The sequence below is a fragment of the Shinella sp. HY16 genome, from assembly GCF_028534175.1.
Lineage (GTDB): Bacteria > Pseudomonadota > Alphaproteobacteria > Rhizobiales > Rhizobiaceae > Shinella.
The window spans coordinates 3,352,434-3,366,146 of the sequence record NZ_JAHYXL010000001.1; the positions used below are offsets into that span (position 1 = coordinate 3,352,434).

Annotated in this window: 17 protein-coding genes; 8 read left to right on the plus strand and 9 right to left on the minus strand. The window is 63.9% G+C overall.

The features are described from left to right. The first annotated feature begins 8 nt into the window (after positions 1-8). Positions 9-1,010, plus strand: coding sequence for an esterase-like activity of phytase family protein (locus tag K0P03_RS16510; RefSeq protein ID WP_272790128.1), 1,002 nt, complete (start codon positions 9-11; stop codon positions 1,008-1,010). Between the two features lie 55 nt (positions 1,011-1,065). On the opposite strand, the gene K0P03_RS16515 is transcribed toward K0P03_RS16510, so the two are convergent. Further along, positions 1,066-1,704: a VUT family protein gene (locus K0P03_RS16515; protein ID WP_023516504.1), complete on the minus strand. Its 639-nt coding sequence runs from the start codon at positions 1,702-1,704 to the stop codon at positions 1,066-1,068. 158 nt (positions 1,705-1,862) lie between these two features. Continuing rightward, positions 1,863-2,162: a 50S ribosomal protein L28 gene (gene rpmB, locus K0P03_RS16520; protein ID WP_272790129.1), complete on the minus strand. Its 300-nt coding sequence runs from the start codon at positions 2,160-2,162 to the stop codon at positions 1,863-1,865. A gap of 241 nt (positions 2,163-2,403) precedes the next feature. Here rpmB and K0P03_RS16525 point away from each other — a divergent pair, with 241 nt between their 5' ends. Together K0P03_RS16525 and yddG are read left to right on the plus strand one after the other, a co-directional pair. Next, on the plus strand, positions 2,404-3,195 hold the full coding sequence (locus K0P03_RS16525; protein ID WP_023513759.1) for a DUF3108 domain-containing protein: 792 nt from the start codon (positions 2,404-2,406) through the stop codon (positions 3,193-3,195). 36 nt (positions 3,196-3,231) lie between these two features. After that, a complete protein-coding gene (gene yddG / locus K0P03_RS16530) occupies positions 3,232-4,113 on the plus strand; it encodes an aromatic amino acid exporter YddG (protein ID WP_272790130.1) in 882 nt (293 codons plus the stop codon). On the opposite strand, the gene K0P03_RS16535 is transcribed toward yddG, so the two are convergent. Then, complete coding sequence (locus K0P03_RS16535; protein WP_023513757.1) at positions 4,114-4,536, minus strand: cupin domain-containing protein; 423 nt, start codon at positions 4,534-4,536, stop codon at positions 4,114-4,116. After that, positions 4,536-5,300 (minus strand): hydroxyacylglutathione hydrolase, encoded by a 765-nt coding sequence (gene gloB / locus K0P03_RS16540; RefSeq protein WP_130519996.1) that lies wholly within the window; start codon positions 5,298-5,300, stop codon positions 4,536-4,538. The genes K0P03_RS16535 and gloB overlap by 1 nt, the downstream gene beginning before the upstream one ends. Before the next feature lie 91 nt (positions 5,301-5,391). On the opposite strand from gloB, the gene K0P03_RS16545 reads away from it, so the two are divergent. Together K0P03_RS16545 and K0P03_RS16550 are read left to right on the plus strand one after the other, a co-directional pair. Continuing rightward, complete coding sequence (locus K0P03_RS16545) at positions 5,392-6,141, plus strand: class I SAM-dependent methyltransferase (protein ID WP_050745588.1); 750 nt, start codon at positions 5,392-5,394, stop codon at positions 6,139-6,141. Between the two features lie 64 nt (positions 6,142-6,205). Continuing rightward, positions 6,206-7,135, plus strand: coding sequence for a prephenate/arogenate dehydrogenase family protein (locus K0P03_RS16550; RefSeq protein ID WP_272790131.1), 930 nt, complete (start codon positions 6,206-6,208; stop codon positions 7,133-7,135). 33 nt (positions 7,136-7,168) lie between these two features. Here the strand turns inward: K0P03_RS16550 and K0P03_RS16555 are convergent, their stop codons facing one another. Next, on the minus strand, positions 7,169-8,176 hold the full coding sequence (locus tag K0P03_RS16555) for a DUF2125 domain-containing protein (RefSeq protein WP_272790132.1): 1,008 nt from the start codon (positions 8,174-8,176) through the stop codon (positions 7,169-7,171). 85 nt (positions 8,177-8,261) lie between these two features. On the opposite strand from K0P03_RS16555, the gene K0P03_RS16560 reads away from it, so the two are divergent. Continuing rightward, positions 8,262-8,813: a gamma-glutamylcyclotransferase gene (locus tag K0P03_RS16560; RefSeq protein WP_037405721.1), complete on the plus strand. Its 552-nt coding sequence runs from the start codon at positions 8,262-8,264 to the stop codon at positions 8,811-8,813. Here the strand turns inward: K0P03_RS16560 and K0P03_RS16565 are convergent, their stop codons facing one another. From K0P03_RS16565 to ftsE, 4 genes are all read right to left on the minus strand, one after another. Continuing rightward, entirely contained in the window at positions 8,814-9,605 is a 792-nt protein-coding gene (locus tag K0P03_RS16565) for a lysophospholipid acyltransferase family protein (protein ID WP_272790133.1), read from the minus strand. A 77-nt stretch (positions 9,606-9,682) separates the two neighbouring features. Next, positions 9,683-10,396 (minus strand): YdcF family protein, encoded by a 714-nt coding sequence (locus K0P03_RS16570; RefSeq protein WP_023513181.1) that lies wholly within the window; start codon positions 10,394-10,396, stop codon positions 9,683-9,685. A gap of 70 nt (positions 10,397-10,466) precedes the next feature. Then, positions 10,467-11,474 carry a cell division protein FtsX gene (locus tag K0P03_RS16575; RefSeq protein WP_272790134.1) on the minus strand — a complete coding sequence of 336 codons (1,008 nt, stop codon included), beginning with the start codon at positions 11,472-11,474 and terminating at the stop codon, positions 10,467-10,469. Next, a complete protein-coding gene (ftsE, locus tag K0P03_RS16580) occupies positions 11,467-12,126 on the minus strand; it encodes a cell division ATP-binding protein FtsE (protein WP_023513179.1) in 660 nt (219 codons plus the stop codon). The genes K0P03_RS16575 and ftsE overlap by 8 nt, the downstream gene beginning before the upstream one ends. Before the next feature lie 204 nt (positions 12,127-12,330). On the opposite strand from ftsE, the gene K0P03_RS16585 reads away from it, so the two are divergent. Further along, positions 12,331-13,005 carry a hypothetical protein gene (locus K0P03_RS16585; protein ID WP_023513178.1) on the plus strand — a complete coding sequence of 225 codons (675 nt, stop codon included), beginning with the start codon at positions 12,331-12,333 and terminating at the stop codon, positions 13,003-13,005. A gap of 91 nt (positions 13,006-13,096) precedes the next feature. Further along, complete coding sequence (hpt, locus tag K0P03_RS16590; RefSeq protein WP_272790135.1) at positions 13,097-13,645, plus strand: hypoxanthine phosphoribosyltransferase; 549 nt, start codon at positions 13,097-13,099, stop codon at positions 13,643-13,645. Positions 13,646-13,713: the final 68 nt, after the last annotated feature.

The following is a 13,713-nucleotide window of genomic DNA, read 5'->3' on the forward strand; positions in this document are numbered from 1 at the left end:
GAGGCCTTTTGCGAGGCCTCCAGCTCCTCTCCGCCACCATCGCGCTTTCGCTGCCGTTGCCGACGGCTGCAACGGCGGAGGCCGTCGAGCTTCCGGTCACCAGCAACACCATCACACATTTCACCTTCAGCTCTGACCAACGCACCTTCGGCAAGCTCGAATTCCTCGGCGGCATCAGCTATTCGTCCAGCAATCCCCTGCTTGGCGCGGTCTCGGCGATCCGCTTTCGCCCCGACCACCAGGATTTCGTCGCCGTGCTTGATACCGGCCACTGGCTCACCGGCCGCATCGAGCGGGACGCTGAAGGCCGGCTGAGCGGTCTTGCCGATCTCAAGGCCCGTTCGATGCTCAACGACAAGGGCCAGGACGAGAACGTCAAGTACCAGATGGACGCCGAAGGCCTTGCCCTCGGCACGGGTGAGGTTCTGGTGAGCTTCGAGAACCTCCACCGGATAGATGCCTACCCCGATCCGGGCTTCATGGAGGAAAGGCCTGCACGCCGCCTCGCCCTGCCCATTCCCCTGCGCGAGCTGCGCAGCAACCGCGGCATGGAAACGCTGGCAATGTCGCCGGAGGCGGGGCCGCTCGGTGCGGTACCGGTCACCGTCACGGAACGCAGCCTCGACGCCGATGGGAACGTTTTCGCCGCCGTACTCGACGGCCCGCGCGCCGGTATCTTCGCGGTCACCCGCAACGACCCGTGGGACATCACCGACGGCGCCTTCCTGCCGAATGGCGACCTCCTGTTGCTGGAGCGCCGCTTCCGCCTCTCTGACGGCATCGGCATGCGCATCCGCCGGATTGAGGGTCAAAAGATCCGCCCCCGCGCCGTGGTCGATGGCGATGTGCTGATCGACGTCGATCTCAGCCACCAGATCGACAACATGGAAGGACTGGACGTCGTCGCCATGGCGGATGACGACATCCGCATCATCGTCGTTTCCGACGACAACCACTCCATTCTCCAGCGCAACCTGATGCTGGAGTTCCGCCTGCTTCCGGAAAAATAAAAAGCCGCCCTGCAAACGCCGGACGGCTCTTCTTCATTCACCATTTCCACTCGTCTCAGGTGGTCTTTTCGACACCCGGCATCGGCTTCAGCCTGCTCATCAGCGCGCCATAGGGCAGCAGCATGGCGATACCGACCAGCATCTTTACCGTAAAGTCCCCGAACGCCCAGGATACCCAGCGCGGAGCTTCCGCGGTGAGAACACCCAGTACCGGCGCCCATTCGATGGCAAAGGCATCGTTCGGACCGAAGATGGAAAAGGCCGGCGCGAAGGCGAGGGAAAAGAACAGGATCGTATCCAGCAGCGAGCCGATCAGCGAGGCGATCAGCGGCGCGCGCCACCAGGCCTGCCGGCGGAGCTGGTTGAAGACGGAGATGTCGAGCAACTGGCCGAACAGGAAAGCCGAGCCGGACGCGATCGCGATACGCGGCGAGGCGACAGCGAAGGAGAACACCACCGCCACGAGGAAACCGGCCGCAACGACACGGCGCGCGACACGCGGCCCGAACTGGCGGTTGGTGAGGTCTGTGATGAGGAAGGCGACCGGATAGGTGAAGGCGCCATAGGTCAGGAGATCGCCGAGGGCGATGCCGAACAGTTCGCCCGAGAGCGGGTACTGCACGAGCACGTTTGACGCGACGACGACGGCCGTCATCAGGAGGACATAGAGAATCGTAATGCGGTTCGCTTGCATTTTTTTACCCTGGGTGATGCCACCAGCTGGAGTGGATGAAGCAATTCCAGGAGTTGCGTCCGGAATTGCGCTTTTTGCGCCACGCTCACACACAACATTGAGGCCTGGCCGGAACCCGGTCAAGCCTCAATAAAAGCAGCGCAGCTTAGGGCCTGAAATCAGGCAGCGACAGCAGCAGCAGCGGTCTTCTTGGCGATCTGGCGGCGCAGCAGACGAGCGCGCATCGACAGTTCGTTCTCTTCAGCCTTCAGAAGGAAGGCGTCGAGGCCACCGCGGTGCTCGACCGAGCGGAGGGCAGCAGCGGAAACGCGAAGACGGAAACGCTGGCCAAGGGCATCGGAAATCAGCGTGACATTGCACAGGTTCGGCAGGAACTTGCGCTTCGTCTTGTTGTTTGCGTGGCTCACATTGTTGCCCGACTGGACGCCCTTGCCGGTCAATTCGCAACTACGGGACATGGTACACCTATTTTTCTTGGTTCAGGACAATACGTTTCCGGCACCGAAACCGGCCGCAGTCCGTCTGGCCTTTTTGGAAAGTTGCGGTTCTATAGTCACACGCGACGCCGACGTCAAGCCAAACCTGCCGTTCATCGGGAATTCAGTTGCCAAGGGCCATGATTTGCAGGCAAGAGCAAATGGATCGGGCTTTTGCCACGGCGTAGAATCGCCGCAATGGCAGACTAGGCGGAGCGTCTCAATGGGAGTCGTGAAGATGAACGGGCGGGTTTGGGTTGCAGGCGCAGTCATGTCGGTTGCCCTGGCGGGTGGCGCGACGCCGCTTTCCTCGGCGGAAATCGAGCACCGCACGGATTACAGCATCCGCCTGTCCGGCCTGCCTGTGGCCACCGCCACCTTCCGCTCGGCCTTCAACGGCAACCGCTACACGATTTCCGGCAGCATGCAATCGGCCGGCCTTGCCGATATCTTCTCGAGCACCAAGGGTACGACATCGGTTTCCGGCACCGTCAGCCGCGGCCGGCTGCACGCCACGAACTATTCGGTGAACTACAAGAGCGGCAAGCGCAGCCGCGCCATCGACGTGACCTTCCACAACGGCAATGTCATCACCGCCAGCATGACGCCGCCGCGGCGCAAGCCGAAGAACTGGGTGCCCGTCTCCACCGCCGACATGCGCGCCGTGCTCGACCCGATCTCTGGCCTCATCATCCCGGAAGGGAGCCGTGTCTGCCCGAAGACGTTGCCGATTTTCGACGGCGAGAGCCGCCTCGACCTGAAGCTGAGTTCCAAGGGCACCAAGCCCTATTCCACCAAGGGCTTCGAGGGAGAGGTCGTCGTCTGCGGCATCCGCTTCGTCCCGAAATCCGGCTACAAGAAGGGCCGTGACGACGTGGAATATCTGCGCAAGCTGAAGACGATGGAAATCTGGTTTGCCAAGGCCGAGGGAGCGAAGGTATATGCTCCGGTCTATGTGCAGATTCCGACCAAGCTCGGCCCTGTCACCGTCTCGGCCACGCGCTTCGGCGGTTGACACATGGCTTCGGTCGGACGACCGGAGTGATCGGCCTTGAAGACGCGTGCAACCCTGATTGGCTTTTCGGCGATCCTGATGTGGTCGCTGCTCGCGCTCTTCACCGCGGCCTCCGGCAAGATGCCACCTTTCCAGCTCTCGGCCGTCTGCTTCCTCATCGGAAGCCTGCCCGGCATCCTCGTGCTCATCGCCCGGCCGGAGCGCGCCAGGCTGCTCCGGCAGCCGGCGAAGGTCTGGGTCACGGGCATCCTCGGCCTCTTCGGCTATCACTTTCTGTATTTCACCGCGCTGCGCAACGCGCCAGCCGTGGAAGCCGGCCTCATCGCCTATCTCTGGCCGCTCCTCATCGTCGTCGGCTCGGCGCTGCTGCCGGGTGAAAAGCTGAAGTGGAACCATGTCGTCGGCGCGTTTCTCGGCCTCGGCGGCACGGTGCTCATCGTCGGCCGCAACGGCTTCGCCTTCGACGAGGCTTACCTCATCGGCTATGGAGCAGCCTTTCTCTGTGCCTTCACCTGGTCGGGCTACTCGCTGCTCACCCGCCGCTTCGAGGCGGTCTCGACGGATGTGGTAACCGGCTTCTGCCTCGCAACCGCCCTTCTTTCGCTTCTCTGCCACCTGATGCTGGAAACCACCGTCTGGCCGCAGACAGGCTTCGAATGGCTCGCCATCGCCGGGCTCGGCCTGCTGCCGGTCGGCGCGGCCTTCTATGCCTGGGATTTCGGCGTCAAGAACGGCGACATCCAGATCCTCGGGGCCGCAAGCTATGCCGCACCGCTGCTCTCGACGCTCGTGCTGATTCTCAGCGGCTTTGCCGAACCATCCTGGCGCATCGGCCTTGCCTGCCTGCTGGTGACGGGCGGTGCCATCCTCGCCGCCAAGGACATGATCTTCCGCAAGACCGCAGCAAGCCCGGCCTGATCAGGCACCCGGCTCCCAGCCGGCAGGCGCCATCTCGAAGGATGAGAAGAGGAAGCCCGGCGAGACCGTGCAGCCAACCAGCGTCCAATCGCCGAGCGGCTCGGCCGATTGCCACCAGTTCGCCGGCACGATGATCTGCGGCCGCTCACCGGCAGCAAGATCCGGCCCGAGCACCTGAGCCTCCGCCCGCTCCATACCGTCGCTCACCGAAAGCGCCAGGGGCCCACCGGCATAATGGTGCCAGACCTCGACCGCATCCACCACCCGATGCCAGTGCGAGCGTTCACCCCGCTCCAGGAGGTAGTAGATCGCCGTCGAATGCCCGCGCGTGCCACCCGCTGTGTCGCGAAAGGTCTGCACATACCAGCCGCCTTCCGGGTGGCGCTCCATGCCGAGCCGGGCAATGATATCCTGCGGCGTCATCAGAACCGGTCCTTGCGCGCACGGATTTCCGCAAAGACCTCGGCGTCACGCGCTTCCGCCATGCCGAGATGGCGGCGGATCGAGGGTTCGGCAGCCCTCAGGAAGGGATTGGTTGCCTTTTCAAGGCCGATGGTCGTCGGTGCGGTAAAGCCGCCAGCCGCCCTGATCGCCTCGATTTCCGCCACGCGGCTTGCAAGCACGGCATTGTCCGGATCGACGGTCCTGGCAAAACGTGCATTGGAGAGCGTGTATTCATGGCCGAAATAGACGGTCGTCTCGTCCGGCAGCACGGCGAGCTTGGACAGCGAGTCCCACATCTGCGCCGGCGTACCCTCGAAGAGCCGGCCGCAGCCGAGCGCGAAAAGCGTGTCAGCCGCAAAGAGCAGCTTTTCCGCCGGCAGATGGAAACAGATATGTCCTGCCGTATGCCCCGGCGTCAGGATGACCTCGACGCGCCGGCCGGCGAAGTCAAAGCTGTCGCCACCATCCACCTTGCGATCGATACCCGGGATCGTCTCGCGCACCGGACCGATGATCGTCACACCGAAACGCTCCTTCAGCGCAAGATTGGCCTCGACATGGTCGTTGTGATGGTGCGTCGTAAAAATGTGGCTGAGCGCCCAGCCGCGGCGGGCGAGCGCGTCGAGGATCGGCTTTTCCTCCGGTGCGTCGATGCTCGCGGTTGCCCCCGTTGCCGGATCATGCAGCAGCACGCCGAAATTGTCGCTGCGGCAGGGAAAGAGGTCTATTTCCAGCGGGATCATGGTGCATTCCTCATCGCATTGGCAGAGCGGTCGGCGGGAATGTAAGGCAATCGGCCTTGAAGTCCACCGGCCCATCGCGCACATTCAGGTCATGCATGCCGATATTGTCGACCTTCGCGAATTCTACCACTCGCCGCTCGGGCGCCTCGCCGATCATTCGATCGCGATGGCACTCGCTTCGCTCTGGGCGCGCCTGCCAGACGAACGGCTGGTCGGGCTCGGCTATGCCGTGCCCTATCTGGAACGGTTCCGCGCCGATACGGAGCGCACCTTCGCCTTCATGCCGGCGGGCCAGGGTGCGGTGAACTGGCCGCCGAGTGAGCTCTCCTCCACGGCCCTAGTCTTCGACGAAGAACTGCCACTGCCGGACGCTTCGGTCGATCGCGTTCTGATGGTGCATTCGCTGGAGTTTGCGGAAAACCCGCGCGAGACGATGAAGGAACTCTGGCGCGTGCTGGCCCCCGGCGGGCGGCTCGTCATCGTCGTGCCGAACCGGCGTGGCGTCTGGGCACGCATGGAGCACACGCCCTTCGGCTCCGGCCGGCCCTATTCGCGCCGCCAGCTGACCGCGCTGTTGCGCGAGACCAACTTCACACCCGGCGCCTCGGCCGAGGCGCTGTTCTTTCCGCCTTCCAAACTGCGCAGCGTGCAGAAATTACGAGGCGCCTTCGAGCGGCTAGGCCGAACACTCTGGCCGATGTTCTCCGGCGTCATCATCGTCGAGGCACAGAAGCGGCTCTACCAGGGCTTGCCCGTTGCCGCACGCGCCTCACGTCGCGTCTTCGTGCCCGTACTCGCCCCACACGGCGTGCCGACGACGCGCGAGCGCGCGCAACGCTGATCCCCTCGACAAATGCCGGCCCGCCCGCTAGAGCGGGCCCACGCGGAAACGAAGGGCGAAGGGCATGACGGACGGACATTTCGACAAGATCGCGCTGATCGGCATCGGCCTCATCGGCTCTTCCATCGCCCGCGCCGTCAAGGCGAAGGGCCTTGCCAAGACCGTCACCATTTCGAGCCGCAGCCAGGAGACGCTCGACCGCGCCCGCGAACTCGAGCTCGGCACCGATTACGTCCACGACGCCGGCAAAGCCGTCGAAGACGCCGATCTCGTCATCGTCTCGGTGCCCGTCGGCGCCTCCGGCAAGGTCGCGGAAGACATCGCTCCTCACCTGAAGTCCGGCGCCATCGTCACCGATGTCGGCTCCACCAAGACCTCGGTCGTCGCACAGATGCTGCCGCACATGCCGAAGAACGTACATTTCATCCCCGGCCACCCGCTGGCAGGCACCGAGCATTCCGGCCCGGACGCCGGCTTTGCCGAACTCTTCCAGAACCGCTGGTGCATCCTCACGCCCGTGCACGGCACAGACAAGGAAGCCAAGCGCCGGCTCGCCGCCTTCTGGGAAGCCCTCGGCTCGAAGGTCGATGAGATGGATACGGAGCATCACGACAAGGTGCTCGCCATCGTCTCGCACCTGCCGCATATCATAGCCTACAACATCGTCGGCACAGCCGACGACCTCGAGACCGTGACGGAATCGGAAGTCATCAAATACTCGGCCTCGGGCTTCCGCGATTTCACCCGCCTCGCCGCCTCGGATCCGACCATGTGGCGGGACGTCTGCCTGCATAACAAGGACGCGATCCTTGAAATGCTGGCGCGTTTTTCCGAGGACCTCGCCTATCTGCAGCGCGCCATTCGCTGGGGCGACGGCGAAAAGCTCTTCGACCTGTTCACGCGCACCCGCGCCATCCGCCGCTCGATCATCGATGCGGGCCAGGACACATCCGCACCGAACTTCGGCCGGCCGGTCGCCGACAAGAAGGGCTGAGCATTTTCCGCGGGATCCCGCCGGAACGAGGCGTCAGACCGGTGGGATGAAGGCGATCGGGAAGAGGCCAAGATAAACGGTCCCTTCCTGCACATTGAGTTTTACCACGGCCCGGTCGCCACCCTTCGAGAGGCCTTCGATCACCTGTGCGACCTGCGTCGCCGTTTCCGCGATCTCCGGAAAGGCCTCGGAAATCCGGTCGCGCCAGACCGTGATGCCGGCAATGTCGAGATCGAGCGTACCCGAGAGATACCCATCGTCGCCCACCCTGAGCGGGCCGGAAAGGCTCGCCACCTTGCCGTCACCGAGGTCGAGCGACAGGCGGCGCAGCTCCACATTCGCGCCGAGCGGCGCACCAGCCGGCGGCCCTTCGGCGGAAATCCATGTCGCCGCATCGGCAATCGTCATGTCGGCCGCAACATCAAGCGGCGGCAGCACCCTGTCGCCAAGATCGAGCGAGAGCGCGTCGAAGGAGGCGGCGACATCGAGCGCACCGCCCGACTGGCGGATGTGCTTTTCGCCGTGGGCAGCCGTCACGCCAAGCGACACGGCCTCCGAGGGCACGTTGAGCCGGCCCTTCAGCCCGTCATATGCGACCGAGGCGCGATCGAGCCCGTTCGTCCAGGCAGTGCCGCTTGCCCGCATGAGGTCCCAGTTTGCGTCGAAGACGAGATCGGGCGTCACGCGCACCTGCGCCGGCCCGTCGAGCTCGACGACCGCATGGCCGGGGCGATAGACCTGCGCAGCCGAGCGAAGTGCGCCGAAGGTCGCCGAAAGACCCGCCGGGCGATCGTCGATACCGACCGCGTCGCAGAACAGGCCGATGCGGAATGGGAAGCCGCGGACGGAAAGGTTGCTGCACGAGGCCGAATGCATGCCCTGTGCGGATGCAGTGAGCTGCCGATCCAGCGTGTCCTTCAACCAGCTTGCGGCGTAGAACCATCCGCCCGTATAGAGCGCGACGACGAGAACGACGGCAACGGCGAGCCGGACGAGTTTGCGCGTGACGCCGGATGTGCCGGCGTGGCTTGACGATGCCATGCTGTTCTCCAATGGTGGCGGACATGATTTGCCCGCAAGCGCGTCAAAGCCGGCAATTGCGGCGGCTTTTTGAGAGATGGTCCAGGTGACGGTGGATATGAACGAATTCTGGGTTTTTGGCTACGGTTCGCTGATGTGGAATCCGGGCTTCGAATTCGAGGAACAGCAGCCGGCCCATCTCTTCGGCTTCCGCCGCTCGCTCTGCGTGCGCTCCTGGGTCCATCGCGGTACCGAGGCCAAGCCCGGCCTCGTGCTGGGCCTCGATCGCGGCGGCTCCTGCCGCGGCGTTGCCTTCCGCATCGCCCCCGCAAGCCAGGAGGCCGTGGTCGACTACCTGCGCGAGCGGGAACTGGTGACCCATGTCTACAAGGAGCGCACGCTTGCCGCGACGCTGGGCGACGGCCGGCGCGTCTCGACGCTCGCCTACATCTGCGACCGTGCCCATCACCAGTTCGCCGGCTCGCTCTCCATCGAGGAGGCGGCGACGACCGTCAGCGCTGCCATCGGCAAGTCCGGCCACAACATCGACTATGTGCGCAACACGCTGACGCATCTGCGCGCCATGGGTATCCGCGACCATTGGCTGGAGGACGTCGGCCGCACCGCGGAAAACCTCCACACGCAAGGCCCCGCCTGATCAGGCGGTGTGCGCCTTCAGCTCCGCCAGCCGCTGCTCGGCCGTCGGCGGCAGAGGCAGGTTAGGATTTTCCGCGACGGTTTCCACCAGCAGCCGGTCGCTCGCCGTCTCCATCACCTCGACGAGATGGGCGAGAAAGGCATCGGGATCCATGCCCGGCGCGATCGCCGGCAGGATACGCACCTTGAAGTGGCCGGGATAACGGATGAACTTGCGGCGCGGCCAGAACAGGCCCGGATGCATGACGACGGGCACGACAGGCACCTGCAGATCCCGGTAGAGGCGAGCGATGCCGTATTTGTATTCCGGTGTCGCGCCTGGCGGGCGGCGGGTGCCTTCCGGATAGATGATGAGCTGGCGGCCGGAATTCATCTCTTCCTTGGTGCGCTGCATGACGGCGGCCATGACCTTGCCACGCGCACTGCGATCGACCGGCACCATGCGCTGCTTCTTCAGATACCAGCCAAAGAGCGGAATCCAGGTCAGCTCGCGCTTGAGGATGTAGAAGGGATCGTCGAGCCAGGGCAGCAGCGCATAGGCATCCCAGAAGGACTGGTGCTTCGGTGCGAAGATGTAACCGCCATCGGCCGGGATATTCTCCAATCCTTCGATCTCGAACGTCGTACCGACGACCTTGTCGAAGAGCCAGTGATTGCTCCTCGCCCAGTTCTTGGCGACGCCATAGGCCTTTTTGCGCGGCAGCAGGAAATAGGCCGGCGTCATGATGATCATCTGTAAGATGAGGTTCAGGTAGAAGAGGGTATTGAAGAGGACGGAACGGAAAGCGATCATCGGGCAGCCTGTCAGCGGGACGCGTTCCTTCGCCCTACACGATATTCAAGGACGGGGAAACTCCCGTTGCAGCGATCTCAACCACCGGAAAGGCCCGCCATGTCGCCGCGAAGGCCGGACCAGTTGCCCGCCCCTGCAAAGGCACGGATATGCGCGAGGCTGTACTTGAGGTACTCCGACAACATCGCCTTCACGATGCCCGGCTGGCGCAACCAGTTGCCGTTCTTCAGGTCCGAATTGACGACGGGATAGGCGATGAACTCCGTTCGGGGATCGATGACCTTCAACTCCAGCAGGCTGCGCGGCATATGGTAGTTGTTGGTGACGACGAGCACGCGGCGGAACTGGTGATCGCTGATCCAGCGCGCCGTCTCGTTGGCGTTGCCGATCGTATCCACCGCCTCGTAGCCCATGTCGACGCAGCATTCGAAAAGCGCCGACGAGCTCTGGGTGAGTTTGCGGATCTGGTTGCCGCTGGTGGCAGGGTTGACGCCGGAGATCAGCAGCCGCTGTCCGGCTCCCTGCTTGAGCAGGCCGATTGCCCGGTCGATACGCTGGTAGCCGCCGGTCAACACCACGATAGCATCGGCCTTCGGATCGCTCGGCGCTTCCAGCGCAGCGACGGTTTCAGCAAAATAGAGGAAGCCGCCGGTACCCGCCGCGGCGGCAAGCAGGATGAGTGCGAGCAGTGCACGCACGGCAAGGCGGACGGGGCCCTTGCGCCGCCGCCCCTCCCCCTCAGACCGGACGCCCTGCGGCAGACCCGGTTTTGCCCGTTCAAGCGCGTTCATGATTCCGTCCATAGAACGTGATTGCGGCAACCGATGGTCCGTTTCGCGGCAGCGGTTCGTCTGGGCCGGCTCATGGGTCGGGCAGTTGGTCGGTGCGAGATGGGTCGGAACGGATCTGGTCGATCTCGTGGATGGTCCGCATGACGGTGAAACGGGCCGTCAGCGTCGTCAGCAGCGCGATGACGACAATCGTGCCGGCAATGCCGAGATAGCCCGTGAACCCCATGGAGAAGGTGCCGAACAGGGCCGTCGCCTGGTCGCTCTGGGGGGTCGCGATGGAGCGCCCCTGCCAGAAGCCGGCGACGGCAAAGAACAAGGCTGCCAGGAACCCGCCGGCCACCGAACCCTTCAGGCTGATCTTCAGGAAATGCTTCTGGAACTCGGACGCGACAAAGCTTGCCTCCGCGCCGACGAAATGCAGCACTTCGACAATGTGCCGGTTACCGGAAAGCGCGCCACGCGTTGCGAAGATAACGGTCAACACCATGGCGGAAAAGACCAGCACCAGCACGCCGGTACCGATGAAGGCCGTCGTGCGCGCCATGGCGACGAGGCGATCGACCCAGGTACGGTGATCGTCGAGGAAGGCCGTCGGGATCTTCTGCGCCAATGCTGCCCGCATTGCCATGAAATCCGGCGGGCTCTGCTCATCGATGGTCACGATGACGAGACGCGGCACCGGCAGTTCGTCGATGTTCAGCCCTTCCCCAAGCCAGGGTTCGAGCAGCCGCGCCGTCGCCGTCTTGTCGACGATCGTGCCGTCACGCGTGCCGGAGAAGGTCAGCGCGAGGTCACGCGCATCCGTCAGCGCCTTCTCCATGTCGAGATTGTCGTCGGGCTTGATCTGGATGGTGATCTCGCGGGAGATCTGGCTCTGCCAGCTCGCCGCCGTCGCCCGCACCATGCTGACCGCGCCAAAGGTGAGGCAGGCCAGAAAGGCCATGATGGCGATGACGAGCATCAGCGCGTTGCCGGACACGTTCGCCTGCGGCACGATGGGTGCCGTCGGGCGCACTTTCATTTCCGGCCGGCGCGCCGGCTGGGCGTCCTGGGCGGTACCGTGCGGCGCGTCAGTCATAGATATCGAGCCGTCCCTGCGAGAGGATCATACGCCGAGCCTCCACCTGGTCCATCAGCGACAGGTCGTGCGTGGCGATCACCACGGCGGTGCCGAGACGGTTCAACTCAAGGAAGAGGCTCAGCAGCCGGCGGGCCATCGGCGGATCGACATTGCCGGTCGGCTCGTCGGCAAGCAGCAGTTCCGGCCGGTCGATGAGGGCGCGGGCAATGGCCGCGCGCTGCTTTTCCCCGCCCGACAACACCGGCGGCAGCACGTTGATTCGCTCCCCGAGCCCGACCCATTTCAAGAGTTCCAGCACGTCGGCGCGATAACTCGCCTCCTCCTTGCCACGCACGCGCAGCGGAAGGGCGACATTCTCATAGGTCGTGAGATGATCGAGCAGGCGAAAATCCTGAAAGACGATGCCGATACGCCGACGCAACATCGGCAGCTCGTCGCGCGGAATGGTGGAAATCTCCCGGTCGAAGGTGCGAATGATACCGCGCGTCGGCTGCAGGGAGAGGAAGAGAAGACGCAGCAGCGTCGTCTTGCCGGCGCCGGAAGGCCCCGTGAGAAACTGGAAAGACCGGCGCGGAATATCGAAGGTCAGGTCGCGGAGGATCTCCGGGCCCATCCCATAGCGCAGTCCGACATTCTCGAAGTGAATCAATGATCAATCCGGTTCTAGAAGCGGGTTACCCTTGCCCGCCGAGGCAGGTTCGCTGGCGAGGTCGCACAGGAAAACGGCTCTTTCACGGTCGGGTTTCCGAAGCATTAACCAGTATGGTTTACGTTTGGTAAGGATTTCATTCAATGCCCGACTTTTCGCCGATGATTTTGCGCGGAAGGGCGCAGGCGGAACGAGGAGGTCGCGATGAACGCCTTCAGGGCAAGACGCGAGGCGAAGGGCCGGATCGACCTTCTGCCGCCGGAACCGAAGACACCAGCCCGCAGGAATGCAAAGCCGTTTCCGGCACGTCTCGAAGTGGTCGACGCCGATTTCGTCGTCATTCGCAGCACTGCCGCCCGCACCAGCAATGACAATCACCGCGCCGCCCGCCCTGCACCATCTGCCGAACAGCTACATCACCTGCTGCTCCGCATCGCCACGGCCAGTGCCCGGCTGTGCGAGGCTGGCCTGCAGCTTCTTCCAGGCCGTGCCTTTGCCGGCCTCGTGACGACAGCCTTCATCTTCGTCTTTGCCTATGCCGGCGGGCTCTCCGCCCTGAAGGCCGCACTCCCTGAGAACGAGCCGGGCGAGACACTGCGCATAGCCGACGTCATCACGACAGTCGACGACCGCAACGGCATGAAGGTGCTTGCCGTCTATGGCCGCCTCACCAATGGCGGCAACACCACTGCCGCCGTCCCGCCGGTCGACATCGTCTTCGAAGGCGCTGGCAAGACGCTCCGCCACCGTCTCTCGCTCGAAACTGCCGCACTCGCCCCAGGTGCCAGCGAGACCTTCGCGTTGCGCATTCCGCACAGTGGCGGAAAAGTACCGAAAGTCTCGGTTTCGCTTGCCGCCGAGGGTGCGCCCGCTCGCTGACTGTGCTAATCGGCTCCTTTGTTTCTCCCAGTTCCGCACGCAAAACCATCGGGTTTGCCGGATCTGCCTACGACCAAGGAGCCGCCTCGCGATGCAGATTGTCCGCGGAAAGAAGATCGAAACGCTCTACGACGCCGCTACGATCGCCAAGCGCAACGAAGAACTGGCGGCAGATATCGCCAGCGGGCCGACGAAAGACCTTCTCGTCATCGCCGTCCTCAAGGGCTCGTTCATCTTCGCCGCCGACCTCACCCGTGCCCTCCACGCCGCCGGCCTTGCCCCGGAAGTCGAATTCATCACGCTGTCGAGCTACGGCGCCGGCACCGTTTCGCAGGGCGTGAAGGTCATCAAGGACATCGATAGCGACGTACACGGCCGTGACATCCTCCTGATCGACGATATCCTCGAATCCGGCCGCACGCTCAGCTTCGCCAAGGAACTGATGTACGAGCGCGGCGCCAAGAACGTCACCATCGCCGTGCTGCTCGACAAGCGCGAGAAGCGCAAGACCGACCTCGAAGCCGATTATGTCGGTTTCGAATGCCCGGATCATTTCGTCGCCGGCTACGGCATGGACGTCGCCTATGCCTTCCGCGAACTGCCCTTCGTCGGCATCGTGACGGGCGACGCGGACGCCTGAGGCTGTCCTGACCGCAGATTCCCCCATCGGCCGTTTACCGATCGACAAGGAAAGTCTGGTCTTTTCAC

Coding starts and splice junctions, on each gene's coding strand:
- K0P03_RS16515 (WP_023516504.1), bottom strand. CDS start 1,704: ATGCAAGCGAACCGCATTACGATTCTCTATGTCCTCCTGATGACGGCC.
- rpmB (WP_272790129.1), bottom strand. CDS start 2,162: ATGTCCCGTAGTTGCGAATTGACCGGCAAGGGCGTCCAGTCGGGCAAC.
- K0P03_RS16525 (WP_023513759.1), top strand. CDS start 2,404: ATGGGAGTCGTGAAGATGAACGGGCGGGTTTGGGTTGCAGGCGCAGTC.
- K0P03_RS16535 (WP_023513757.1), bottom strand. CDS start 4,536: ATGACGCCGCAGGATATCATTGCCCGGCTCGGCATGGAGCGCCACCCG.
- gloB (WP_130519996.1), bottom strand. CDS start 5,300: ATGATCCCGCTGGAAATAGACCTCTTTCCCTGCCGCAGCGACAATTTC.
- K0P03_RS16545 (WP_050745588.1), top strand. CDS start 5,392: ATGCATGCCGATATTGTCGACCTTCGCGAATTCTACCACTCGCCGCTC.
- K0P03_RS16550 (WP_272790131.1), top strand. CDS start 6,206: ATGACGGACGGACATTTCGACAAGATCGCGCTGATCGGCATCGGCCTC.
- K0P03_RS16555 (WP_272790132.1), bottom strand. CDS start 8,176: ATGGCATCGTCAAGCCACGCCGGCACATCCGGCGTCACGCGCAAACTC.
- K0P03_RS16565 (WP_272790133.1), bottom strand. CDS start 9,605: ATGATCGCTTTCCGTTCCGTCCTCTTCAATACCCTCTTCTACCTGAAC.
- K0P03_RS16570 (WP_023513181.1), bottom strand. CDS start 10,396: ATGAACGCGCTTGAACGGGCAAAACCGGGTCTGCCGCAGGGCGTCCGG.
- K0P03_RS16575 (WP_272790134.1), bottom strand. CDS start 11,474: ATGACTGACGCGCCGCACGGTACCGCCCAGGACGCCCAGCCGGCGCGC.
- K0P03_RS16585 (WP_023513178.1), top strand. CDS start 12,331: ATGAACGCCTTCAGGGCAAGACGCGAGGCGAAGGGCCGGATCGACCTT.
- hpt (WP_272790135.1), top strand. CDS start 13,097: ATGCAGATTGTCCGCGGAAAGAAGATCGAAACGCTCTACGACGCCGCT.